The sequence below is a fragment of the Bradyrhizobium sp. Ash2021 genome, assembly GCF_031202265.1.
Lineage (GTDB): Bacteria > Pseudomonadota > Alphaproteobacteria > Rhizobiales > Xanthobacteraceae > Bradyrhizobium.
Genome location: NZ_CP100605.1, coordinates 333,922 through 357,548, shown reverse-complemented (window position 1 = coordinate 357,548; position 23,627 = coordinate 333,922). Strand labels below are relative to the sequence as shown.

Annotated in this window: 25 protein-coding genes, 1 tRNA gene and 4 pseudogenes; 13 read left to right on the top strand and 17 right to left on the bottom strand. The window is 58.7% G+C overall.

Annotation, left to right across the window (positions count from 1 at the left end; translation table 11 throughout):
- Positions 1-5: 5 nt before the first annotated feature.
- Genes NL528_RS46760 through NL528_RS46735 form a run of 6 tightly spaced genes read right to left on the bottom strand, consistent with a single transcriptional unit; the run spans position 6 to position 6,928 of the window.
- Complete coding sequence (locus tag NL528_RS46760) at positions 6-1,517, bottom strand: NADH-quinone oxidoreductase subunit C (RefSeq protein ID WP_309185597.1); 1,512 nt, start codon at positions 1,515-1,517, stop codon at positions 6-8.
- Between the two features lie 18 nt (positions 1,518-1,535).
- A complete protein-coding gene (locus tag NL528_RS46755; RefSeq protein ID WP_309185595.1) occupies positions 1,536-2,987 on the bottom strand; it encodes a hydrogenase 4 subunit F in 1,452 nt (483 codons plus the stop codon).
- Complete coding sequence (locus NL528_RS46750) at positions 2,984-3,646, bottom strand: hydrogenase-4 component E (protein WP_309185594.1); 663 nt, start codon at positions 3,644-3,646, stop codon at positions 2,984-2,986. Before NL528_RS46750 ends, NL528_RS46755 begins: the two co-directional genes overlap by 4 nt.
- A complete protein-coding gene (locus NL528_RS46745) occupies positions 3,646-4,602 on the bottom strand; it encodes an NADH-quinone oxidoreductase subunit H (RefSeq protein WP_309185593.1) in 957 nt (318 codons plus the stop codon). Before NL528_RS46745 ends, NL528_RS46750 begins: the two co-directional genes overlap by 1 nt.
- Positions 4,593-6,608, bottom strand: coding sequence for a hydrogenase 4 subunit B (gene hyfB / locus NL528_RS46740; protein ID WP_309185591.1), 2,016 nt, complete (start codon positions 6,606-6,608; stop codon positions 4,593-4,595). The genes NL528_RS46745 and hyfB overlap by 10 nt, the downstream gene beginning before the upstream one ends.
- Positions 6,608-6,928, bottom strand: coding sequence for a helix-turn-helix transcriptional regulator (locus NL528_RS46735; RefSeq protein WP_309185590.1), 321 nt, complete (start codon positions 6,926-6,928; stop codon positions 6,608-6,610). The genes hyfB and NL528_RS46735 overlap by 1 nt, the downstream gene beginning before the upstream one ends.
- 237 nt (positions 6,929-7,165) lie before the next feature.
- Here NL528_RS46735 and sdhC point away from each other — a divergent pair.
- The 3 genes and pseudogenes from sdhC (at position 7,166) to sdhA (ending at position 9,771) form a co-directional block, all read left to right on the top strand.
- Positions 7,166-7,578: pseudogene (sdhC, locus tag NL528_RS46730) on the top strand (succinate dehydrogenase, cytochrome b556 subunit).
- Positions 7,578-7,961, top strand: a complete 384-nt coding sequence (gene sdhD / locus NL528_RS46725; RefSeq protein WP_309185588.1) for a succinate dehydrogenase, hydrophobic membrane anchor protein — start codon at positions 7,578-7,580, stop codon at positions 7,959-7,961. The pseudogene sdhC and the gene sdhD overlap by 1 nt, the downstream one beginning before the upstream one ends.
- A gap of 16 nt (positions 7,962-7,977) precedes the next feature.
- Positions 7,978-9,771 carry a succinate dehydrogenase flavoprotein subunit gene (gene sdhA / locus NL528_RS46720; RefSeq protein WP_309185587.1) on the top strand — a complete coding sequence of 598 codons (1,794 nt, stop codon included), beginning with the start codon at positions 7,978-7,980 and terminating at the stop codon, positions 9,769-9,771.
- A 496-nt stretch (positions 9,772-10,267) separates the two neighbouring features.
- On the opposite strand, the gene NL528_RS46710 is transcribed toward sdhA, so the two are convergent.
- On the bottom strand, positions 10,268-10,456 hold the full coding sequence (locus NL528_RS46710; protein ID WP_309185586.1) for a hypothetical protein: 189 nt from the start codon (positions 10,454-10,456) through the stop codon (positions 10,268-10,270).
- 142 nt (positions 10,457-10,598) lie between these two features.
- Positions 10,599-10,916: pseudogene (locus tag NL528_RS46705) on the bottom strand (acetyl-coenzyme A synthetase); the annotation flags it as partial.
- A gap of 29 nt (positions 10,917-10,945) precedes the next feature.
- On the opposite strand from NL528_RS46705, the gene NL528_RS46700 reads away from it, so the two are divergent.
- A tRNA-Lys gene (locus tag NL528_RS46700) sits at positions 10,946-11,005 on the top strand.
- Positions 11,006-11,160: 155 nt separating this feature from the next.
- On the opposite strand, the pseudogene NL528_RS46695 reads toward NL528_RS46700, so the two are convergent.
- A pseudogene (locus NL528_RS46695) lies at positions 11,161-12,310 on the bottom strand (IS630 family transposase).
- 368 nt (positions 12,311-12,678) lie between these two features.
- Here NL528_RS46695 and NL528_RS46690 point away from each other — a divergent pair.
- Positions 12,679-14,028 (top strand): MFS transporter, encoded by a 1,350-nt coding sequence (locus NL528_RS46690; protein WP_309185585.1) that lies wholly within the window; start codon positions 12,679-12,681, stop codon positions 14,026-14,028.
- Positions 14,029-14,133: 105 nt separating this feature from the next.
- Here NL528_RS46690 and NL528_RS46685 read toward each other — a convergent pair whose 3' ends face one another.
- The 6 genes from NL528_RS46685 to rpoH form a co-directional block, all read right to left on the bottom strand.
- Entirely contained in the window at positions 14,134-14,553 is a 420-nt protein-coding gene (locus NL528_RS46685; RefSeq protein ID WP_309185584.1) for an AAA family ATPase, read from the bottom strand.
- A gap of 405 nt (positions 14,554-14,958) precedes the next feature.
- Positions 14,959-15,339 (bottom strand): hypothetical protein, encoded by a 381-nt coding sequence (locus NL528_RS46680; RefSeq protein ID WP_309185583.1) that lies wholly within the window; start codon positions 15,337-15,339, stop codon positions 14,959-14,961.
- A gap of 283 nt (positions 15,340-15,622) precedes the next feature.
- Positions 15,623-15,805 (bottom strand): hypothetical protein, encoded by a 183-nt coding sequence (locus NL528_RS46675; RefSeq protein ID WP_057855957.1) that lies wholly within the window; start codon positions 15,803-15,805, stop codon positions 15,623-15,625.
- Between the two features lie 185 nt (positions 15,806-15,990).
- Positions 15,991-16,539 carry a sterol desaturase family protein gene (locus NL528_RS46670; RefSeq protein WP_309185581.1) on the bottom strand — a complete coding sequence of 183 codons (549 nt, stop codon included), beginning with the start codon at positions 16,537-16,539 and terminating at the stop codon, positions 15,991-15,993.
- Positions 16,540-16,879: 340 nt separating this feature from the next.
- Positions 16,880-17,455, bottom strand: coding sequence for an NADH-quinone oxidoreductase subunit B family protein (locus NL528_RS46665; protein WP_309185580.1), 576 nt, complete (start codon positions 17,453-17,455; stop codon positions 16,880-16,882).
- 709 nt (positions 17,456-18,164) lie between these two features.
- Positions 18,165-19,061: an RNA polymerase sigma factor RpoH gene (gene rpoH, locus NL528_RS46660; protein WP_309185579.1), complete on the bottom strand. Its 897-nt coding sequence runs from the start codon at positions 19,059-19,061 to the stop codon at positions 18,165-18,167.
- A 98-nt stretch (positions 19,062-19,159) separates the two neighbouring features.
- Between rpoH and NL528_RS46655 the strand changes: the two genes are divergently transcribed.
- The 3 genes and pseudogenes from NL528_RS46655 to NL528_RS46645 all read left to right on the top strand — a co-directional run.
- Positions 19,160-19,762 (top strand): MarR family transcriptional regulator, encoded by a 603-nt coding sequence (locus NL528_RS46655; RefSeq protein WP_309185577.1) that lies wholly within the window; start codon positions 19,160-19,162, stop codon positions 19,760-19,762.
- Positions 19,763-19,800: 38 nt separating this feature from the next.
- Positions 19,801-20,136 carry a ferredoxin FdxA gene (gene fdxA / locus NL528_RS46650; RefSeq protein ID WP_309185574.1) on the top strand — a complete coding sequence of 112 codons (336 nt, stop codon included), beginning with the start codon at positions 19,801-19,803 and terminating at the stop codon, positions 20,134-20,136.
- 90 nt (positions 20,137-20,226) lie between these two features.
- A pseudogene (locus NL528_RS46645) lies at positions 20,227-20,598 on the top strand (thiaminase II); the annotation flags it as partial.
- Here NL528_RS46645 and NL528_RS46640 read toward each other — a convergent pair.
- Positions 20,568-21,050, bottom strand: coding sequence for a hypothetical protein (locus NL528_RS46640; protein WP_309185573.1), 483 nt, complete (start codon positions 21,048-21,050; stop codon positions 20,568-20,570). The pseudogene NL528_RS46645 and the gene NL528_RS46640 overlap by 31 nt on opposite strands.
- A 56-nt stretch (positions 21,051-21,106) precedes the next feature.
- On the opposite strand from NL528_RS46640, the gene NL528_RS46635 reads away from it, so the two are divergent.
- The 5 genes from NL528_RS46635 to NL528_RS46615 all read left to right on the top strand — a co-directional run bounded on the left by NL528_RS46635 (position 21,107) and on the right by NL528_RS46615 (position 23,299).
- A complete protein-coding gene (locus NL528_RS46635; protein WP_309185572.1) occupies positions 21,107-21,298 on the top strand; it encodes a hypothetical protein in 192 nt (63 codons plus the stop codon).
- A gap of 483 nt (positions 21,299-21,781) precedes the next feature.
- Entirely contained in the window at positions 21,782-21,934 is a 153-nt protein-coding gene (locus NL528_RS46630) for a hypothetical protein (protein WP_309185571.1), read from the top strand.
- Between the two features lie 72 nt (positions 21,935-22,006).
- Positions 22,007-22,162 (top strand): hypothetical protein, encoded by a 156-nt coding sequence (locus NL528_RS46625; RefSeq protein ID WP_309185569.1) that lies wholly within the window; start codon positions 22,007-22,009, stop codon positions 22,160-22,162.
- Between the two features lie 219 nt (positions 22,163-22,381).
- Positions 22,382-22,813, top strand: a complete 432-nt coding sequence (locus NL528_RS46620) for a hypothetical protein (protein ID WP_309185875.1) — start codon at positions 22,382-22,384, stop codon at positions 22,811-22,813.
- A 267-nt stretch (positions 22,814-23,080) separates the two neighbouring features.
- Positions 23,081-23,299: a hypothetical protein gene (locus NL528_RS46615; RefSeq protein WP_309185568.1), complete on the top strand. Its 219-nt coding sequence runs from the start codon at positions 23,081-23,083 to the stop codon at positions 23,297-23,299.
- A 13-nt stretch (positions 23,300-23,312) separates the two neighbouring features.
- On the opposite strand, the gene NL528_RS46610 is transcribed toward NL528_RS46615, so the two are convergent.
- Positions 23,313-23,516 carry a cold-shock protein gene (locus NL528_RS46610; RefSeq protein WP_309185567.1) on the bottom strand — a complete coding sequence of 68 codons (204 nt, stop codon included), beginning with the start codon at positions 23,514-23,516 and terminating at the stop codon, positions 23,313-23,315.
- Positions 23,517-23,627 lie beyond the last annotated feature (111 nt).

The following is a 23,627-nucleotide window of genomic DNA, read 5'->3' as shown; positions in this document are numbered from 1 at the left end:
CGTCCTTAGAGATCATGGCCAGAGTAGGAGCAGTTGAACGACTTGTTGCAGAGCGGGAAGTCCGCGACGATATTGCCCTCGATTGCTGCCTCCAGCAGTGGCCACTGAAACCAGGATGGGTCGCGCAGGTGGCACCGTTCGATCCGGCCATCCCGCAGGCGGAGCCAAACCAGGACGTCGCCGCGGAATCCCTCGACGATCGCCATGCCTTCCCGCGGCTCCCGAAATAGCCCAGCGTGTGTACCTAGCGGGCCTTTGGGAAGCCGGTTCAATATCTGGTCGATGAGGGAAAGAGTTTGCTCAACCTCGCGAACACGGATCCAGACGCGCGCGTTGACGTCGCCGTCGCCGAGGACAGGTACATCGAAGCGCAGGTTGTCATAGGGTGGATAGGCAAGGGTCCGCCGCGCGTCGAAGGATCGCCCAGAAGCGCGGCCTATGTAGCCTCCGGCGGCGTACTGCCTGGCCAACGCGGGCTTAAGCACGCCCGTATCGACAGTACGATCCTGCAGCGAAGCGGTGTTGTCGTACAGTTCGATCAAAGCGGGAAAGTGCAGGCGGACATTATCCAGCGTCGCCTGGATGGTTTCTATCCCGTCATTGTCGAGGTCGCGGGTGACACCCCCGGGCACGATCATGTCTCGCATCAGACGATGACCAAATGCGGTATTGGATGCGCGCAGGACGCTCTCGCGTAGCACACTGCAATGAGCGTGCATCAGCGTGAAGGAAGCGTCGTTGCAGATGGCGCCGATGTCACCAAGATGGTTGGCAAGCCGCTCTAGTTCAGCGAACAGCGCGCGCAGCCAGACCGCGCGATCAGGCACGACAAGTCCGAGCGCCGCTTCAGCCGCGCGCGAAAATGCATAAGTATAGGCGACGGTGCTGTCGCCGGATACGCGTCCGGCGAGGCGGGTGGCCTGTTCAAGGCTGGCTCCGGTCATGAGCCCCTCAATACCCTTGTGGGTATACCCCAGCCGCCCTTCCAACCGAACAACAGTCTCCCCGCTCGCCGTAAACCGGAAGTGCCCAGGCTCAATAATCCCGGCATGCACGGGACCAACCGCAATCTGATGCAGCCCATCGCCCACCACCGGCAGGAAGCGATAGGGTGATGCCTGCGACAAGGCGTCGATGCGATCTCCCAACGGGAAGCGCGTGCCCCAACGATTGTGATCGAGCCAGGGGCGTGGATCGGGAGAGCCTTCCGCTGCCAGTCCAAAAAGATCGCGAATGGTGCGCTCCAATCGAATCGCCGGCGGATGATGCTGGCCGACCGAGGGATAACTGCGATCGAGACAATCCAGGCTGATGATCGCGATTTCCGCTGTGTGCTCATCCATAATCGCCATGTGCACCGTCGAGGGTTCTCCCCAAAGGCCCAGCAGGTTCCAGCGTTCCTGTGCGAGCTCGTTTGCTGCAAAATTCCAAACGGAAGCATCGACCATGGCTCGCGGCCACGGGCTGTGTTGCTGGATCTCGCGGCCCTCCAGCATGAGATCAATCAGCGATGGCATATCCTGTTAATCCTCAAACTATCCAAGTAGACGAGCCACATGCTGGAACCAGACAACAATCGGTGAGGGAAGATAGATACCCGCGCCCAGAACCAGCGAGAGATGCGCAAACATCGGCACATAGGAAGCCTCGGCTGAGGCCGTACTGCCACGGGGGTTGCCGAATGCGACGCTTGTCAGGCGCAACATCAGTGCGCCGAAGGCCAGCAAGATCCCGAACACAAGCACGCTCGCGAGCAACGGCTGCCGCGCAAAGGTGGAACTCACGACGAGAAACTCGCTCATGAAGATTCCAAGCGGCGGCAATCCCGCGATTGCGGCGACGCCCATCACCAGGCCCCAGCCAAGCGCAGGATGGGTCACCGTCAAGCCGCGTATCCTGGCAATTTTCTGCGTGCCCTTGATCTGCGAAATGTGACCGACAGCATAGAAGATCGCCGACTTGGTCAGACTATGCATCACCATATGCAGAAGCCCGGCAAAATTAGCGAGCGGGCCGCCCATTCCGAACGCGAACACGATGATGCCCATGTGTTCGATCGAGGAGTAGGCGAACAGGCGCTTGATGTCGCGGCGACGGTAGAGCATGAACGCGGCGAAGACGAGCGAGATCAGGCCCATCGTCACCATCAAGGGTCCGGGAGCAATCGCCGCCGGATTGGCGGCGAGCAGGATCTTGAAGCGCAGCAGCGCATAGAGCGCGACGTTCAGCAGCAGGCCCGACAGCACGGCAGATATCGGAGTAGGACCCTCGGCATGCGCGTCAGGCAGCCAGGCATGCAGCGGCGCGAGGCCGACCTTCGTTCCGTATCCGAGAAACAGAAACACGAAAGCAACGTTGAGAAGAGCAGGATCGAAGGTTGACGCATGCTCGATCAGGAGCGTCCAGACCATGGCATCCTGGCCTTCCCCTACCACCGGACGCGCCGCCATGTAGACCAGGATGGTGCCGAACAGTGCGAACGCGATTCCGACGCTGCCGAGGATAAAATATTTCCACGCCGCTTCAAGTGCTGCGTGGGTACGGTAGATGCCGACCATCAGCACCGTCGACAGGGTGGCGATTTCCACCGCGACCCACATCAGGCCGATATTGTTCGACACGAAGGCGAGGTTCATGCCGAACATCATGATCTGATACATCGCGTGATAGAAACGCAAATAGGCCGACGTCAACCGGCCGGTCTCGAGTTCGTGGGCGATGTAGCTGGCGCTGAAGATGCTGGTCGTGAAACCGACGAAGGTGTTGAGCACAATGAAGACGATGTTCAGATCGTCCACCAGCACGTAAGGCGCAGGCTGCGGACGTTCGATCACGAACAGCGATAGAGCCGAAAGGAATGTCGCCAAGCTCGCGACGACGTTCAGCCGAGCCGTCAGCCGATAACCCGGCAAGACCTCCAGCAGCGCCGCCGCGCCAATTGGTATCAGCAGGACGGCGATCACGGGATTGAAGAAATGAATGTTCATCGTCGTTCGCCTTGATAGTCGTCGAGCGCGGAGACATCAACGGAATCGAAGCGTTCGCGAATTCGGAACAGGAAAATGCCGATGACGATGAAGGCGATCAGGATAGAGAACGCAACGCTGATCTCGACGACGAGCGGCATGCCTTTAGCGCCGGTCGCAGCCAGCACCAATCCGTTCTCCAGCGACATGAAGCCCACGACCTGGCTGACGGCGTTGCGGCGCGTCACCATCACCAGCAGGCCGAGCAGCACGACCGACAGGGCGAAGGCAAGGTCTTCGCGCGCCAGCGGGTCAGCTTCCGCGGTGACCCGTAGCATCAGCACCATCGAGAGGGCGACCAGACCCATTCCAGCCAGCATAGTCGGGCCGATACCGACCGCCGACTCGATGTCGCGATGAATCCCGAGTTGCTTGACGATGCGGTGTAGCGCCACTGGGATGACGATCGCCTTGAAGACAAGCGCGATTGCGGCGGTTACGTAAAGATGAGGCGCATCCTGAATGTAGGCTTGCCAGGCCACGGAAAGGGCCAGTACCACGGCGTGGAGTGCAAAGACGTTGAGCAGCGAATAAAGCCGATCCTGGTACAGCATCATGAAGCTGATCAGGACGAGCCCGCCGGCAAGTGTATGGGAGATGTCGAAGGCGAGACCGTGCATCAAAGACTCCTCGACACGAATAGAAGTAGCGTACCGAGCAAGCCCAGCATCAGCGCCGCACCGAGAAATTGCGGAACGCGAAAAACGCGCATTTTCGCCGTGGCGGTCTCGAACAGCGCCAGGAAAAAGCCGGCAACCGCAAGCTTGACGATGTAGGCGCCAGCGCCGATCGTGTATGCCAAGGCGCCGGTCCCGAACAACGCTATCTTCCAGGGGAAGAACACGCAGGCGATCAGCGAGATATAGAGCAAGAGCTTGAGAAAGGCGCCGAATTCAATCATCGCCAGATGGCGTCCGGAATATTCGAGGACCATCGCCTCATGCACCATGGTCAGTTCCAGATGCGTAGCCGGATTGTCGACTGGGATTCTCGCGTTTTCCGCAAGCGCCACCATAATGAGCGCAATCATCGCCATTCCGAGCGATACTCGTAATCCGACATCGGACGAACCCATGAAATCTGCGACCGTCGAAAGTTGGGTCGAGCCGGCAACGAGGGCCATGCAAAACACAATCAGGAGCATCGCCGGTTCTGCAAGCGCTGCGATCATGACTTCGCGGCTGGAACCGATTCCGCCAAAGCTGGTGCCGACGTCCATGCCTGCGAGCGCCAGAAAGAAGCGTGCGCTTCCCAGCAACGCGACAATGGCGATAAGATCTGCGGTCCAGTTGAACAGGAGGCCGGTCGCAAAAGTCGGCACCAAGGCGGCGGCAACCCAGATCGCAGCAAACGTCACGTACGGCGTTACCCGGAACAGCCATGAGGCGTTGTCGGCCAAAACCACCTCCTTGCGGAGCAACCGCAGCAGATCGCGATACGGCTGAAAAATCGAAGCTCCCTTGCGACGCACCAGCCGAGCCTTGATCTTGCGCACGAAGCCGGTCAGTAGCGGCGCGAGAAGCAGCACCAGCGCCATCTGTATGCCCTGCACAAGAATGTCTGAGATCAAGACCATATCGCGAGCACCAGCAGTAGTGTGACGAGGGTGGCGAAAACGAGACTGAGGTATCGCCGGATGGTCAGGAACTGGAGACGGTTGAGCCGATCGGAGGCGAAGCCGACCGCGCCCACGAGGGGCAGATACATTCCCTCCCAGACCAAATCGTGCAATTCGATCCTGAGACGCGCTGGCCTGATATCTCCAGGGGCCGGCATGTCGACATGGTCGCGGGCGTGGAACATGAGCGTACCGAAAACACGACGGATCGGTTGAGCGAAGCTTCCACCCGAATACTGAGCGGCGGGGGTCGGATCGGAAAAACCGCAGCCCCAGGCTGGTCCCCGCCGCAGGGCATGAGAGGCGAAGCGATGGATGAAAAAAACCGCGAGTGAGGCGGATACCGCGATGAATACCATCACAAGCAAACCATTGTATGAACTGCGGCTCGCCGCAATTGGCACGATCGAAAGCCACGGCTCGTTAGCCTGTATCGGCATGCGGCTACCGAGAATCTGCACCGTGATCGGCGAAAGCCCATCGATGACCAATCCCGGCAGGATTCCGGCCAACAGGCAAAGTATGGCCAGGAGGAACATCGCCGAAAGCGAGTAGCGGTCGACTTCTTTAGCGTTTTCCGCGGCCGGGCTGCGCGGTCGTCCGAGAAAAGTCACGCCGAATGCCTTCACGAAACACGCGGCTGCCAATGCTGCAGCCAAGGCCAGCAGCGCCCCGACCGCGGGCACCATGATCTTCAGGGCCCATTGAGGTAACTCCGGGCTTTGCAACACGGCCTGGAAGACAAGCCATTCCGACACGAAGCCATTAAACGGCGGAAGCGCCGATATGGCGACGCAGCCGACCAGAAAGACGAAGCTGGTGAACGGCATCCGGTGGATGAGGCCGCCAAGCTTGTCCATGTCCCGCTCGCCGGTCGACGTCAGGACAGCGCCGGCCCCGAAAAACAACAGACTCTTGAAGAAGGAGTGGTTGAGTACATGGAACAGTGCCGCCGTGAGGGCGAGGGCCGCCACCGGCTTCAAGCCGTTGGCCTGGAAGGCAAGCGCGAGGCCAAGACTCACGAAGATGACGCCGACATTTTCAATCGTGCTGTAGGCCAGCAGGCGCTTGATGTCCTTTTCCATCATGGCATACAGGATTCCCATGACAGCAGTGATGCCGCCAAGGAAAAGGACAATCACGCTCGCCGGCCACGTGGGCGGTCCCAGCAGATCAAATATCACGCGGATGAAACCGTAGATCGCAACCTTGGTCATGACGCCGCTCATCAGCGCCGAAACATGACTCGGCGCGGCCGGATGCGCGAGCGGCAGCCAAACGTGCAGCGGCACCAGGCCGGCCTTTGAACCGGCTCCGAGCAACATCAAGATCAAGACCAACGTCGCCACGTAGGGCGTGTGTTGGGCAGCGCGAATTGCTGCAAATCCATAATCTCCCGCCGGGCCCGCCAGCAGGCCGAACGCCAGCAGCAGCGCCAGCGTGCCGAAGCTTGCCATCACAAGATAGACATATCCCGCCTTCGCGTTGCCGGTTTCGCGGTGATGCGCCATGACCAGCGCCCAGGAAGCGAGCGACATGAATTCCCAGCACAGCAGATAGGAAAACGCGTCGTCCGCCAGAACGACGAGGTTCATGCCGGCCAGGAAGGCGGGGAAGAACGGCAGCACGCGGTGTGGCGCCTGTTCGTGATGGCCGTAGCCGAGTCCGTAGAGACTTGCTGCCGTTCCCCCCAGATTGACGACAACAAGGAAGAACGCGGCCAATGCATCGAGGCGGAAATGGGCGCCGAGCCACGGCAATCCGACCGGCAAGGTCAGTTCGGTGGCGCCAGCCGCGCCGCCGAGCAGCCAGCGGATCGACCCGGCCGACGCAATCACGGACACCGCCAACGTGGCGCCGTAGATGACGGCCGTAGCGATCTTTGAGCGGCTCAGAACGATCGCCAGAACTGCCAAGCCAAGCAATCCCGCAACACAACCCATTTGCAAAACGACAGCCGACATTACCTGCGCACCCTCGTTCCGCTCGATGCCTTGTTTTCTATCTGATGGTCCAAATAGGTCCTTGCCGATCCGGAATTGATTTTCAGCCGCACACCGCGTCCCTGCGAATTGCTAACGGCTCCTTCGTCGATCATCTCAATACCGGCGGCGTCGAGAGCCGTAATCAGCTTCACCAGCGAATCGACATTGCCCCGAACCATTGTCTCACTCGCTTCCATGCGTTGAATCGTGGGCACGGAAAGTCCGGACAATTCCGCGAGTTGACGCTGATCAATGCCAAGAAGCACCCTGGCAGCCCGCAATTGAGCCGACGTGATCATCGGATTGCCCTACGGCCAGAATTTGGATGAATATCAAACATCATTCTTGCATGCTAACTAGTAATGCTATAATGTCAATAAGTAATGTTCTATATATCTATAGTGAGGGATGTGTCCAAACGCTAAAATCAGCGTCTTGCCGGATCGCGCGCACCGATCGCTTGAGTGAACGAGCTCTGAAACTCACGCAGGAAACGGCAACGTCTTCGCGCTTTCGTGGTGGATGGAGAACGACGAATGTCAATCGAAGCACGATTGAGGCCGAGACCACTTTCTCCGCACCTCGCGATCTATCGACGCTCGATGACCATGATGATGTCGATCGCGCACCGGACGACGGGCGCGGCGCTCTATTTCGGAACGCTCCTTCTTACCTGGTGGCTGATATCGGCGGCGGAAGGCCCGAAATCCTATCGAGCATTCGAAGCCTGCATTACTTCGCTGCCCGGCGAATTCGTTCTGTTCTGTTCTGTTTCACATGGGCGCTAATTCATCACCTGTTAGGCGGCCTGCGTCATTTCGCCTGGGATATTGGACGGGGATTTGATTTGCGTTCAGCCAACCTGATGGCGCGTGCAACGCTCATCGGCTCCGTAATCCTCACCATCCTGGTCTGGGCCGTCGGAATCTGGATGAGAGGAGCACTTTGATGAAAGATATGCGCTCCCCTTTGAACCGCGTCCGCGGGCTCGGCTCGGCGAAAACCGGCACTCGGGATTTCTGGATCCAGCGGCTGACGGCTGCAGCAAACGTGCCGCTCGCGCTATTTCTTATCGCGTTGCTTGTCGCGCTGACGGGCGCTGATTACGCGACGGTCCGCAGCTATCTCGGCAATCCATTGGTGGCAATCCCGATGCTGCTGCTCGTCCTATCCGGAACATGGCATATGCGCATCGGGATGCAGGTCATTCTCGAAGACTACGTTCACAATGAGGGGCCCAAGGTGGTCTCGTTGGCGTTGAACAATTTCCTTTCTGCAGTCGTCGCAATCGCCGGCGTCTACGCCATTTTGAAGATCGGTATCCGATCCTAGCCCGCCAAGGAACAACATGGGTTCGACACGCGCATACTCGTTCATCGACCACACGTTTGACGTGGTGGTTGTCGGTGCCGGCGGTGCCGGTTTGCACGCCACCCAAGGCGCCGTCGAAGCGGGCTTGACGACTGCCTGCATCACAAAGGTGTTTCCGACACGTAGTCATACGGTCGCGGCCCAGGGGGGCATTGCCGCCAGTCTCGGCAACCTCGGCGAGGACAGTTGGCAATGGCATATGTACGACACGGTCAAGGGGGCCGATTGGCTCGGCGACCAGGACGCGATCGAATACATGTGCCGGCAAGCCGCACCCACGGTGATCGAACTCGAGCATGCGGGGATGCCCTTCTCCCGTACCGAAGACGGAAAGATCTACCAGAGGCCGTTCGGCGGGCATATGAGCGACTTCGGCAAGAACCCGGTCCCCCGTGCATGCGCGGCGGCGGATCGAACGGGACATGCTTTGATCCACACCCTCTATGGGCAAGCTCTACGGGTCGGTGCTGAGTTTTTCATCGAGTATTTCGTGCTCGACCTCATCATGGTGGATGACGAGTGCCGCGGCGTCATCGCGTGGTCGCTGATGGACGGAACCCTGCATCGCTTCAGGGCGCAGACCGTCATCCTAGCCACCGGAGGTTACGGCAGGATCTACTTCTCTTGTACCTCGGCACACACCTGCACCGGCGACGGAGGCGGGATCGTCCTTCGCGCCGGGCTGCCGCTGCAGGACATGGAGTTCATGCAGTTTCATCCGACCGGGATCTATGGGGCAGGATGTCTGATCACGGAAGGTGCGCGGGGAGAGGGCGGCTACCTGGTGAACTCCGAGGGCGAGCGCTTCATGGAGCGCTACGCGCCTTCCGCGCGGGATCTCGCGTCACGCGACGTCGTCTCTCGCGCCATGACGGTCGAAATCCGCGAGGGGCGGGGGGTGGGTCCGAAGAAGGATCACATCTACCTTCATCTCGACCACTTGGATCCGGCGATGCTGCATGAGCGGCTGCCCGGCATTTCGGAATCGGCGCGCGTCTTCTCTGGAGTGGACGTGACGCGGCAGCCGATTCCCGTGCTGCCGACAGCCCACTACTGCATGGGCGGCATCCCCGCCAACTATCACGGAGAAGCGATCCAGCCCTCCAACGGCAATCCGGACGCCACCGTCAAGGGCCTGATGGCCATCGGCGAGGCCGCCTGCGTTTCGGTGCATGGCGCGAACCGGCTGGGCTGCAACTCGCTCCTCGATATCGTCGTATTCGGCCGCGCCGCCGCGCTGCGCTGCGCCGAAAAACTGACCCCAAAAGCTCCGCAACCCGAACTGGCTTCTGACGCGGGGCAAGCTACGCTCGCTCGTTTCGACAGACTGCGCAACGCCACGGGTGGCACGCCCACCCCGGTGCTCCGGCTGCAGATGCAGCGCGCCATGCAAAGCTTCGCTACCGTATTCCGGACGGGAACCATTTTGCAGGAAGGCAAGCAAGCACTGGGCGAAGTGTGGAGCGGTCTTTCCGACATCGCCGTTTCGGACCGTTCGATGATTTGGAATTCGGACCTGGTCGAAACCTTGGAGTTCGAAAATCTTCTTCTCCAGGCAACGGCTTTGGTGAATTCCGCAATCGCCCGTTCCGAAAGCCGCGGAGCACACGCACGTGAAGATTTTCCCGATCGGGACGATCGAAACTGGATGAAACACACCCTCGCATGGGTAGGGTCGGATGGGAAGGTTCGTTTAGACTACAGACCGATCCACGCCTACACTTTGACCAACGAGATTCAATATATCGAGCCAAGAGCTCGCATTTATTGATGGCTGTCATCCTTGATGGTGGAGACCACGATGGTTCAATTTAGCTTGCCCAAGAGCTCGATCCCGATTGAGGGACGGTTTTTTCCGCCGCGATGGTTCGATGCACATCAATCGGTTTTTCGTATATCGCTGGAACCCTGACGACGATTCAGATCCCCGTATCGACACTTAGGAAGTAGATAAGGCGTCGTGCGGACCCTTGATTCTTGACGCACTTATCAAAATCAAAAATGAGATCGACCAGACTCTTATCTTTCGACGATCGTGCTCTGCCTAGAGGCGCACCACGCACGTTTCTACGCGCCGCGGCAACGTCCGTGGGAGTCGGTCACATTTTCAAGTACGCAAGTGTTCGTCCTGATGCAATCAGGACCAGAGGATTCTGGTAGAGGAGTTGCACAGTGAGTCAGCAGAGGGCTTCAGTGCTCAGCGTCGGGAGGGCCACAAGCGGAAGTCGACCCCGCTGTTTCGCGCTCCGTGTCTCGCAGAACTTGCGCTATTGTGGCTGATATCCCTCGATGCGCATCAGCAGCTCTTCCTCCAGCCCAGCTCTCCGCTCCTTGAGCCGCCCGACCTCCGCTTCGAGATCATCGAGGCGCTCGAGGCGATTGAGGCGCCCGATAACCTCGCGGTATTTGTCACATAGCGCGTCAAAGCTGGCGTCTGTCGCCACTAGCTGGCGCACAGTCTCTTCGTTCTCCGAGAACCTCGCTAACAATGATCGGATGCGTTCGACAATTTTGTCGGTCCTCCATCTTTCCAGGAGTTGATTGCTTCTCCCTGCTCCGAATGATCGTTCTCTCAGGACAACATTCTACGACCTCGGCCTAGGCCTTGATCTTCCGGATCTCATCGACGACTTCAGGATTTGCCAACGTCGAGATGTCGCCGGCATCCTCGTTGTTCGAAATCGCCCCGAGGACGCGGCGCATGATCTTGCCGGAGCGAGTCTTTGGCATATCGGGAACGATCACCACACGGCGCGGACGGGCAATCGGCCCGATCTCGCGGATCACGGAGTCTTCCACGCGTTTGCGGATACCCTCGTTTGGGGTGAGCCCGGGTTTTAACGACACATAGAGGTCAGGGACCTTGCCTTTGAACTCATCGCGAGCTGGAACCACGGCCGCCTCGGCGATCTCCGGAGGCTTTCCGGACCTGGTTCCGGGCGCATAGCTCAGTTGGTAGAGCAGATGACTCTTAATCATCGGGTCCCAGGTTCGAGCCCTCACCATCCAGTCTTCCCAAACCACGCAATCTGGCTTTGATTAGAAATAGCCCGCTTTTGCGGGCAATTTCGCCGTTCTCATTCCGGCCTTTGCCGTCTCTGTGCGTGGTCGCGGTCTCTCTGTTCGATTTTGGTCTCCCGTCTCTAGTCGCCCGATTCATTCAGATTGAGGGGTAGAGGTGCTTGAGTTTGATACGTGCGTTGGATGTTGAGAAGTGCCAATTGGCCTTGGTGTGGTTGGCGTTGCGGTCGTGTTGCCAAGCAGCGATTTCCTCGACGAGGGTCTGTTTGTCGGGAATCCGGCGATCGAGGCACTGGGACGACAGGACGCCGAGTTCGGATTCCGCCAGATCGAGCCAACTGCCGTGCTTTGGGGTGTAGTGCCATTCGAAGCGCTCGACCAGGCGCCTGGCTTCAGCAGCCGGGAAAGCTTCATAAAGTGACGCCTTGCTGTGGATGTTGAGATTGTCCTGAACCAGAACAATGGTCTTGGCGCTTGAGAAGTGGACATCGGCCAAGTCTTTCAAGACGTGAGCGTAGTCCACGGCGGTATGACGATCGGTGACTTTGACGTGGCGCCAGCCTTCGAGCGGCGCAAACATCATGAAGAGGTTGGCGGTCCCATTGCGCTCGTACTCGTAATCACAACGGGCCGGACGTCCCGGTTTCATCGGGATCGGCAGGCGCGTTTCGGCGAGCAGTTGCTTTGAGGTCTCGTCCAGGCACACCAGCGGACGATCAGGATCGCGCGGTCGCATGTAGACGGCCAGCACGTCCTCCATGGCGGCTACGAACGGGTATTGGCCTTCGGCGGAATGACCCAGCACTGTCGGCGGTGGGGCTGGAGAATGTTTTTTTTAGCGTCCTTCCGATCGTTGAGTCGCTGGCACGATCGACAATCTTCAGTTCCACGACCTTTTTCTCCAACAGCCGCAGGGTCCAGCGCGCGCGTCCCTTGGGCGGCTTGGAACAAGCCAGGGCAATCAGTTTGGCTTCCTTCTCGCCGTCAAAAATCCGAGCAACCCCCGGTGTCGCCCGCTGCTTGCGGCTCAACACAGCCTCGAAGCCTTCCTCCACCAATTGCTTTCGCACCCGGTAAACCATGGAAACGCTGGTGTCCAAAGCCTTGATGATCCGGCTGTCACTCCAACCTGCGCCGGCTTCCGAGACATCGGCCTTCAACAATATCCGCGCCTTCAGCAGCCGCTGCGCCGGGCTTTTGCCTTTCCGTATCAGCGCTTCAAGCTGTTCGCGTTCCTCGCCGCTCAGCCGAACAACATACTTCTTTACCGAAATCTCCTTGGCAGCCATGATTGCCTCCGTCGCCCGCGTTGCGACGGAATCGAATCACAAAACCCATCTCCGTTCAAATTAATTGAAGCGGACGACTAGATCAAAACAGGCTATCGGGATAGACTGGTAAACATACCCGCTAAAAGCTCTCGAAGTCATGAAACTCACGATAAGCCACCGCTGACCAGACCCGGTGGCATTTGCTGTACTTCGCAGGGGGGTTGTGCCTATGGCTCACCCAACATCGACTAAGTCGACCAGTGAGCAGCACGGCCGACTTCAGTTCAACAAAATGCGAAGCTCAATGGCGAGGAAGCGTTTCACCATGCGGCGGTCCAGTGCGACCGCCGCGAAGTGATGAATCCCTGAAATAGGAGGAGAATCACATGGCTCAAATGGCAATGGGACAAACAGCTCAAACGGCCCGAGTTCCGCAGAACTTTCGGACCGTGATCACTGCCGCGGCCGCGGGAAACGTCATCGAGTGGTATGACTTTTATATTTTCGGGAGCTTGGCCACGATCTTGTCGGTCAAATTCTTCGATAAGAGCAACGCCATTGCCGCCCTGCTCAGCACGATCGCGCTGTTCACCGCCGGGTTCCTGGTCCGTCCGTTGGGGGCGTTTGTGTTCGGCTGGATGGGAGACCGCGTCGGCCGCAAATATACGTTCATCTTGACGCTCGTCGGCATGGCTCTGGGTACGGGTGCGATCGGGTTGATCCCGACCTTCGAACAGATCGGCTTGAGCGCCGCGATCATTCTGTTCTGTTTGCGAATGCTCCAGGGCCTTTGCCTGGGCGGCTCGTACGGCGGCGCCATCACCTATGTCGCCGAGCACGTGTCGGACGAACACCGCGGTTACTATACCGGCTGGCTGCAGACCTCGCCCACACTCGGGATTGTGCTGTCGCTCGTCGTGATCATCGTTACGCGCAGCTATTTCGGCGAGACCGCATTCAATGACTGGGCTTGGCGCATCCCGTTCTTGTTCTCCTTCCTGCTGGTGTTCGTCACCCTCTACATGCGGGCCAACTTCGAGGAGTCGCCGGTCTACGCGGAGATCAAGGCCAAGGGGAAGACCAGCAGGAATCCATGGCGCGAGGCCTTCCTCAACCCCGTCAATTTGAAGTACGTGGTGATCGCGACCATTGTCGTATTAGGCGAGGGCGTGGTCTGGTACAGCAGCCAGTTCTGGGCGCTGTTCTACCTGCAGACGGTTTCCAAGTTGGACACGTTGACGACCTCCTGGATCGTGGGAATCGGCCTGGTCATCGGCACCCCGTCGCTCGTCTTGTTCGGCTGGCTGTCCGACAAGATCGGCCGCAAGCCGGTGATCTTGGGCGGCTTCTTCTTGGCGGCGGTCACGTACTATCCGCTGTACACCTGGCTCGGGGCGGTCACGCAGCCAGGCCATATCAACTATCCAATCGCGATCTTCATCGTCGCGATCCTCGTCTGCTACGTCGGCATGGTCTACGGGCCGATCGGCGCGTTCCTGGCCGAATTCTTCCCCGGCCGCATCCGCTACACTGCGGTGTCCATGCCGTACATGATCGGCAACGGCTGGGGCGGCGGCTTGGTGCCGTTCATCACCACGGCGGCCTACACGGCAACGGGAAGTCTCGCCTACGCTCTGATCTACCCGATCGCTGTTCCGGTGGTATGCTTGGTGCTCAGCCTGTTCTTGATGCCGGAGACACGCCATATGAAAATCTGGGGCGACACCGCCGCATAAGCGCTATCGGCAAGCTGGCAATATAGGCTGCGTGCGGGGCCCGTTCGGCCCCGCATCTTTTTGATTGCATCGTTACCGCGCAATTTATGAGGGCAAATAGCATCCTCATTGATTGGTTAGAAAATCCGATTCGGCAGCCCGTTTGCCGCTGCTCCCGTCTGTCGGCCCGAGTGTTGTCTCAAGCTGAGTTACGTCTCGCTGCAAATCGCCCACAGAGGCTTTTTGCTCTGCCACCCTTTGCAAAACATCATTCTGCTGCTCACCAAGGGTGAAAATTCCCGCCATCTGCGTCGCGTAGCTTTTTCGCGCGAAGTCGCTGTTGAATGCCAGGCATTCGATCGGACGTCCTCCACGCCACGTGACCTGGCAGGCGGGGTACGCGCCTACGTTTCCGACGATGCGCGAGATTGTGGTCTTTGCAGAGCCGTTTGATCCGAAAACAAAGTTGATCGGCCGGAGATCTGAAAGCGTCTCGCCTTCGGCCCCATAACTAGCTTCTCCGGCGATTTTAACTTCTTCGAGCACTGATTCCCCCACCGGATGTGTCGCATGACAATCTAATTCCTGCCAGTTGCGTTGAGCAACTAAGAGTTGAGGCCGGGGGTAAGATATCGCTGTGACAGAGACTCGCCGATTGGCTGTTTATTGCGCAATATCAGATGGTTGGCGTAGCTGCAAGGCTGAGATTTTGAACCTGTGCCTCTCCAGGTTATGAGCCTGACGAGTTACCGAACCGGGAAAAGCCGGGCCTCCTAAAGAACCGTGCCCTGCAAAAGGCTGAAGCCGCCAAATTGAAGTCGAAAGCTTTCCGCAGGACCCGGCGCCGCTCCGATATCGTGGTCTCCGCGGCGCCGGCTCACGCTCCCAGCAAGGCCGCCGAGTGACATTTCAACTTTGCAGAGCTAGAGACATCTCAACTTTGTTGCAACATCAGCGGGTAAGTCCCAATGCCTGTTGTTGCTGGTCCCACGACAAGGGCAGCGTGAACGGGATGCTCTTCAATGATAGGTGAGCGGGCTGATTGCCCTGCAGGATCGAATCCATGGTTGCGGGAGCGAGAAACGCCAGCCTAAGGGCTTGCCGGATCACCTTCGGGTTCAGTTTGACTGTTGTCGCAAGGCTTTCAATCGAGGCATGCGTACCGTTCGAAAGTTCACGGAGCCATGCGTAGGCGCGCACGACGGACTGCACCAGCTTTTGGTCGGGTTTACCTGTCTCGGTAAGTTCAACGCCGGTTACGTCAGGCTTGGCATTCGGCATCCAGGGGATTTCGAGTGCTTTAACGTCGGTGGTGCCTGCGTTATTCGACATGTTGGCCGTCACTTCGATACAGCTTGCTTTCAGCGTAACTTGCTCAATCTGTTAATCGGCGCGGGGTCCTGACGCCGATCGGCACGATAAGTCTTTGATCCACATGACATTGGAGGGGTCACTATATGGCGCCGATTCACATCCTGGGGGATGAACGGACATGACGCGGACTCGGGGCAATGTCGCAGTATGACTCATCTGCGACATTGGGCACCACTCAAGAAAGTGCACGATCTCACTTGATCGGCGGAATGGTGCGCACCCAGGCGGCGATGTCCTGAGCCTACGCGCTTATGTTCAACTGCCGCAGCACGTCAGCGATGAGTTGCTTCACGTCCTGATGGCCACCGTTGTTGAAGGTGATGCGCGTGCCTTGTCCGTCGGGCAGCGGTGTGGCGGTCACGATCCTATCCGTGTTGATGACGATGGGCTGATCGTCCGGTTGCGTGAACTGCACGAATGCCATGAAAGATCGATCCTGCCTGTTGGGCGCGCGAGCCGCGCGCGGCGCCCCGAAACCTGCGACGCGCGGGCGTCAAGGTCAAGCCTGTGTACCGAAAACGTAAAGGCGAGGCGCTTCAAATGGCTTGCGGCGTTTGCGCCCGCTCCACCCGACGCGCCGCCTCGCTTCCCGGTGAGGGCAGCACTCATCTACGCGGTTGCGGAATGACCGCTGTTGGCACGAAACCGAGCATCCGGCCTTCTATAGGTACCGAGAATCCTATCCCAGAAGAAATGGATCACCGCGAAATTGCAGTTCGCGTGCCGGTGATGAACGAAGTGCAGTTCCTGTTTGCCTCTGAACCATGCAAACCGCTGAAGCCGCGATCCCTCTACGTGGTATTCCTTGTCGAAAAAGACGTGCGCGTAGAACGACGCCGCACATGCAACTACCTGAACCACGAAGAGATCATTGGGCAATACGAGGTATGTACAAGCTCCTACCAGAAACACCGGAATGAAGAAGAAGGGTGTATTGTTGCCTTCGTCACCGCGGTACGTCCGTGAGACGAGATGATCTTTGGAATAGTAGGTGTGATGGAAGTTGATATGGCTACGAAAGAACTTACCGCCGATTGGATGGTGGCCGAGCTTGTAATGCATCAATGTCTGCGCAAATGACATGACCAAATGCGTAGCGACGGCGGTCAAAAGAAATAGGGGAAGCTCCGAAAAGAGCCGCGATACCGCCTGGAGCATAATCGCTTCCTTCGTTTTAGCCTACATTCGCCGCATAGCGGATCATGTCTAAATTAGGTTTTCGTGAGTCGACCGAGTTTTTGGACTAATGTGGCTGAGAGGTTAGCCGCTATTCTGCGCCTATCAAGTGTGGACGGCCAGTCCGTCTCTCACGCTGCGCGGGTTTGCAAGTGCATCGAGGAGTTTGCGTTCGACCTTCGTTTCGAAGCCGCGGACGCTGCAGATCCGGTCGCACGCGGCGCCCCGTCGAAGACCGTCGATCATGGCAGCTCCGAGTTGGTCCTAAAGCAGCCTCGCACGCTTCGAACCGAGCCCGGCGCTGGCACACTGGCCGCGCCAATCAGCGCTCGATGGTGCCGCTGCGGCGGATCTTCCTCTGCAACAGCATGACTCCGTAGAGCAGCGCCTCCGCGGTCGGCGGGCAGCCGGGAACGTAGATGTCGACCGGCACGATGCGGTCGCAACCGCGCACGACCGAATAGGAATAATGATAATAACCGCCGCCATTGGCGCAGGAGCCCATGGAGATCACGTAGCGCGGCTCCGGCATCTGGTCGTAGACTTTGCGTAAAGCAGGTGCCATCTTATTGCAGAGCGTGCCGGCCACGATCATCACGTCGGACTGACGAGGCGACGCGCGCGGGGCGAAGCCGAAACGCTCGGCATCGTAGCGCGGCATCGACATCTGCATCATCTCGATCGCGCAGCAGGCAAGTCCGAACGTCATCCACATCAGCGAGCCGGTGCGCGCCCAGGTGATCAGTTCGTCGGTCGCGGTAACGAGAAAGCCCTTGTCCGCAAGCTCGTCGTTGAGGGTCCAGAACGAGGGATCGTCGGTACCAATCGGTCGGCCAGTGCGCGGATCGAGGATTCCCTTCGGCGGCGGCGTGACGAGCGGCTGGGTGACGTTTGTCATTCCTTGCCCTTTCCATACATGCGGAGGTTTTCGAGCGGGAGCCTGATCAAAACATCAGGCATCATCGCCGTCTCAACGCCATTGGCCTTATCTGTAGCATTGGCCGTTCCGTTGTTGCTCTACCGCCCTTTCTTACGCAGGACGCCAGCCCGAACTGCCAATCTGCTCTTTCCCGGGACGTCCGAATTCGACTGGCAATCCTCGGTGTGGGTCGGAGCCACAGCGTCCTTAACGGGCTGCTCGATACCGGTGGAGCGGTTTCTGACCGATCGGTCACCAGCGCTGGGCGCGCCACCTTCGTCGTCCCACCTTGAGATGGCATTGCTTTGGTTCGAGCGCTTCGGTTTCTTGTTTGTCATTTGGCTAAATCCGCATCATCACACGTATCGGCGGTCCGACCGGTTACTGTATTGAGTTGCCCTGTATGAGATCCTGTTCAGCCTCGAGTTCGTTCTCGACCTGGTATGTCGCCTGCTCCCAGTGATCTTGCTTCTATCTGGGCCGGCTCTCTCGCTGATCTCGTAAGCGCGGCGTCTGATCCGGTTGTCTTTCGGCTCGGCAATCGTTTCGATTTCTCCGACCGCGCTCCTGACGAATTTTGGGACTATCCGGGATAACGGACCTAGCGGTCATACGTTCCAAGAAATTCATGGATAAAATCCAAGGCCCGCCAAAGTGGCGCTTCTCAAGAGCCAAAACGGTCCCATATCTACGACGGCGCAATGAAGCTGGCCGGTAGGGCGCACGGGCTCGCGACGCGGTGCTTCAATGCGTTCTGCACCTTCTCGAAGGCGCTCACCTCGATCTGGCGCACGCGCTCGCGCGAGACGCCGAATTCCTCGGCCAGCTCCACGAGCGTGATCTGTTCCTCGGCGAGCCGGCGCGTCTCGAAGATGCGCCGCTCGCGCTTGTTGAGCACGGTGAGCGCATCGGACAGCGTCTTGCGGCGGTTATCGAACTCCTCGCGCGCGGCGAGCGTCGTCTCCTGGTCCGGGGATTCGTCCACCAGCCAGTCCTGCCACTCGCCGTCCTCGCGGATCGCGGCGTTGAGCGAGGCGTCGCCGCCGAGCCGCCGGTTCATGTAAATCACGTCCGTTGCGGTGACGCCGATCCGCCGGGCGATGATCTTCACCTGGTCCGGCCGCATATCGCCATCGTCGAGGATGGAGATTGTGCTCTGGGCCTTGCGCAGGTTGAAGAACACCTTCTTCTGGTTGGCCGTGGTGCCCATCTTCACCAGCGACCCCGAGCGCAGGATGTATTGCTGGATCGCCGCCTTGATCCACCACACGGCGTAGGTGGCGAACCGGAAGCCCTTCTCCGGCTCGAAGCGCTCGACCGCCTGCATCAGGCCGACATTGCCCTCGGAGATCGCCTCGGAGATCGGCAGGCCGTAGCCGCGATAGTCCCTGGCGATCTTGGTCACGAGCCGCAGATGGCTGGTGACGAGCTTGTGCGCCGCGTCGCGATCGCCGTGCTCGCGCCAGCGCTTGGCTAGCATGTATTCTTCCTGGCGCTCCAACATCGGGAACCGCCGGATTTCCTCAAGATAATGGGTGAGGCCGGGTTCCGCCGTAAGGATCGGCAGCGCCGCGTTGCGGGCCATGATCAAGCCCTCCAACTAGTTTCGAAACAGAATTATCTGCATCCAAACCTGTTGTCAAGTTGATTTCGAAACGCTATTATGTTTTCAAAGAGGCAATCATGTCAGCGCGCGAAACGGCAGAGCTCCTGCTGCAGGTGGGACGACTCGTACAAGCTGAGGGCTATGACGGCGAACTCAGTCCGGCCCAATGGATGGCGCTCCGCTTCTTCGCGCGTGCCAACCCGTTCTCGCGGACCCCGTCGGCATTCGCGGAATTTCAAGCGACAACCCGCGGCACCGCCACACAAGCCATTAAGGCGCTTGAAGCGGGTGGGTACCTGGTCCGAAAGCCATTCAAGACGGATGGGCGAAGCGTAAGTCTGCTGCTGACGAGCAAGGGCAAAAAAGCGCTTGCACGCGATCCGTTCGAAGTTCTGGTGCGCGCGGTGGATTCGCTCGACGCGCCGGAGCGAACTGCGATCCGTCGCGCCCTGCACCAAGTGCTGTCCACTCTAGCTACGAGTGGTGCGCATCGGCGGATCGGTGTTTGCCCGGACTGCACGCATTTCGGCCGAGAGATGTGCGGCAACCCGCCGGGCACGGGCGCCTCGGCCGCTGAATGCCTGCTCCTCGGTGTTCCGATTCAGCCAGAGGACGCAGGTCTTCTGTGCGTCTATTTTGAACCAATGAACGAGCACCGCGAGGACGGACGGTCACCATGAATGAGTTCACCACTGCGATCTGCTGAAAGGACGCTCAATTGACCTTCGTCGTCAACGAGAGCTGTATTCGCTGCAAGATCATGGACTGCGTCGACGTGTGCCCCGTGGACTGCTTCTACGAGGGCGAGAACATGCTCGTCATCCACCCGGACGAATGCATCGATTGCGGGGTCTGCGTGCCGGAATGCCCGGTCGACGCGATCAAGCCTGACACCGAGCCGGGGCTTGAGAAATGGCTGTCGCTGAATGCGGAATACGCGAAGATCTGGCCGAATATTACGATCAAAAAGGCGCTCCCGCCCGACTCTAAGGAGTGGGAGGGGAAGCCGGACAAGCTCCAATACTTCTCACCAAATCCCGGCGCGGGCGATTGAAGCGGACAAGGTCAAGGTCCATCCGGTTTGCGACGTGCTATTGGTAGCGAGCCAAAGCCACTCATTGAGACGCAAACCCAGCGAAAGATCATGAGTTTCTTCGAGCGTCTAAAGGCAGATGCATCCGCCGAGTGGCGGGCCTACACCGAGCATCCCTTCACGAACGGGTTGGCAGACGGTTCGCTCGCCGAAGCGGCGTTTCGTCACTACCTCGTTCAGGACTACCTGTTCCTCACCGAGTTTGCCCGCGCCTACGCGCTCTCCGTCTACAAGTCGCCCAAGCTCGCTGACATGCGCGAAGCGGCGGCCGGCCTCTCGGCCATCCTCGACATCGAGATGAACCTGCATGTGAAGCTCTGCGCCGGCTGGGGCCTGTCGCCCAGCGATCTTGAACAAACCCCTCCGGCGGTCGAGATGCTGGCTTATACACGCTACGTGCTCGACGCGGGAACACGTTCAAACTGAAAGCGCATGGCGTCGTTGACGGCTTCTACGACGCGAGCGCCGATCGCATGCTCGTTCCCCTCTATTGAGTCTAATATATTGTCGAGGTCGTCAGGGAAGATGTAGCCGTCTAACATGGCGACAAGCTTGTCCTCGATCGCTGCGCGAAGCTTATCAGCGCCCCTCAAAGAGCCATACTCCGCGCTTTCTTCCAGTTCAGTCATCAACGAGACGAGCTTTTGTCCATCACTCCACGGATCAAAGCGCCGAGAGGGATTAGTGGTGAGCTCGATTGCTATCTCGATAAAGGTGTCATCACCGCTGCGTTTGCACCAATCGAGTAATAAGGCGATACGGTCGCCAAATCCCAGATCGTAAAACGACCATGAATTCTCACGCGTCTCACTTTTCTTCATATCCGGCAGGACAGCAAACCGGCGGGCGATGGGAATAGTCTCATCACCGGCCACTCCTTCGCAGCGGTGGCAGAGAGTATCGCGCTCCCGCCTGTAGAAGCGGAGCCGCCATGGTCACCTCAGACCAATGCAGAACCTATTCAAACGAACACAAAGTCCTCGGAATAGCAGCGGATATTTCCATCCAACGCGCGACCGCGCACATGGGTATTTCGCGGAGTTGGACCTTGCTGGCGAGCGAGATGAAACGGCTGGAGGCCGTCATTGATGAGGAAGTAACCACTGCGCAACAAAACGGATAACACCCGTTGTGCAGTGGTGGACCACGTTCCAACGATGAGGTTCGTTCCGCCCTCGTTTCAAATTAGGAGTGGCCTCAATTTTGAGATCCCGGTTGGCCTATTTCGACCAGCGCCCGGCTTTTTGGCTGCCCTGGAGCCTAGGCAGGTGAACCAGCGGGCGCGCGAATTAACTCGCGTTTGAGATCCCTGCGGCGTATGCTTGCACCATCACCGCTCCGCCTCCTGGGCATTACCGGTGACAGAGAGTGTTGCGCTCCCGCCCCACTGATACGGGGAATGCGACATGAGCCGCACCGTAACACACATCAATTCTTTCAAAGAGCGCTTGGAGCAAGAAGCTCTAGGCCTGAAAGAAGAAGCCCAAAAGCTGAGGCCCGGACCAGAGCGTGACGCCCTGATTAAGAAGGCCAGGCAGTTAGAACGGCTTCCCGTATCAAAGAATGGCTGTCATCGCCCTGGGCTTCACGCGCCGGCGTAAGGCCCATGGCGAAACTGCGCGAACAAGCTGAAACGTGCCGCCGTCTGGCTGGTCCGGCTGGCGACGAAGAGATTGAGCGCCGGCTAAAAGCTCTTGCTGACGAATACGAGGCGCGTGCCGTCGATTCGGAAGCGCGCGACCCGTCGAACAAGAAGTAAGGGCCGCCTCGGTTGGCCGGCTTAATCTCTGTTGGCGAGACCAATCCTTGGGCTGAGCATTGGAGGTCGCAAATGACTGCTGTTGCACGAGCGCTGTCGCGCGCAATTCTCACAGCCTCAAACGAAGTCGATATTGTTAAGCAGTTCGCCGTGTTCTACGGCGCCGGTCTGCTGGTTACTCTGCTTTTACTTACCTACGGCCTGGATCTCAGCCCCGGATTTTTCTGAGAGCCAACGAGTCGCCACCCGACTTATCAACGCCCGCGAACGGCAGCGGGTCGGATCGGACGCCCGCCATTGGTTCCACGATTTTTCGTGAAAGCGTCAATGCATATCGTCGTGGCGCGGTGTATGATGCCGCGTTACGGTTCTAAAAAATGGACACACTGATAGACGCCTGCGCCATCGCGGGTGTGGGTGCGCTATCTCGAAAGAGGAGCAAATCTAATGTGTGACTATAGTTTGCACGCTGTAGCGACGCGCCCCGCCAAAGTTGGAGAGACGCTGATCACCACGACCTTCCGCGGGACTTCGACGCGTGGCTTCGCATCAGAAAGTGAGCCCGCTGTGGCGGTCTGCATGCTTCCCGGGACCGAACTGGCGTTCGCCGAAGATGTCAAATACGACAACCGATGGATTTGGACGAAAGTCATCAATTTCCGGGTGGGAAAATTCGGCGCGATAGAGCCGGATGTTCCGCATCGTCACCATGATGCGATCGAATTTCCAGATGGAAGCAACGTGCTGGTGACGCTGCTCTGTGAGGGGCAGCGAGCGACCGTGCTGCAATTACCTATGGGAACTCAGGTGTCGGAGCGTTCGCCTAAGGCCGCAACGCCTGCTGAAGCACACGAGACCGCAGCGGCTTCTGCGGTTTGAAAACAGTGACTGCCCGCGGGAGATGAACTGCACCTATCGCTCATCATCCGGATGAACCCATACGTAGGGCGTGATCTCCCGCGTTTCGGTCAGCTTGATCATGTGCACAGACGGCCGGTAGCTGCGCGTGCCGCAGACAGCAATTGAAGCGCTGCTTATGGCGGCAGAGAATCGAGGGCCGATCATGCATGCGCGCATCAGCATGCTGAGGGTGCGCAATAGGCACGTCGAGCGGGTGTTTAATAATCCGTCGCGCAAGGATACGAAGTGGGGGAAACGGAAGCTGAAGAGGGGCCAATGACCGACCAAGAATTGATCATCACGGCGCTGCGTCAATCCGGCGTGATCATCGCTGAGCATCTGGAGCCGGGAAAGATCGACGCCGACGAAGCGATCGCGCAATTGATCACCATACTTGATCGGCAGGATTTTGCAGCGGCTATGGACCGGCTGGAAAGCGGGCACGGATTGCGGGTGGTGAAATGAAACCCGGGCGCTCTCAGCCAAGCCTCAGATTTTCAGCCGACGTTTTGCCCTTGTTGGGGACTTCCTCGTAACTGATCTTGGCACCCTCAGCGAGGTTGCTGAAACCGGCCTTCTCCACCGCCGAGATGTGGACGAACACATCCTTGCCACCGCTGTCGGGCTGGATGAATCCGTAGCCCTTCGTCGCGTTAAACCACATAACAACACCAGTCGCCACGTCGCGTCTCCATCGATACCAGACACTGAAGGACAGAGGGTGACAGAAAACGGGGAAAAGAAAAGGCCCGTGGGACCTTCACCGGGAGGCACATCTGCGCCGGATTCTGCG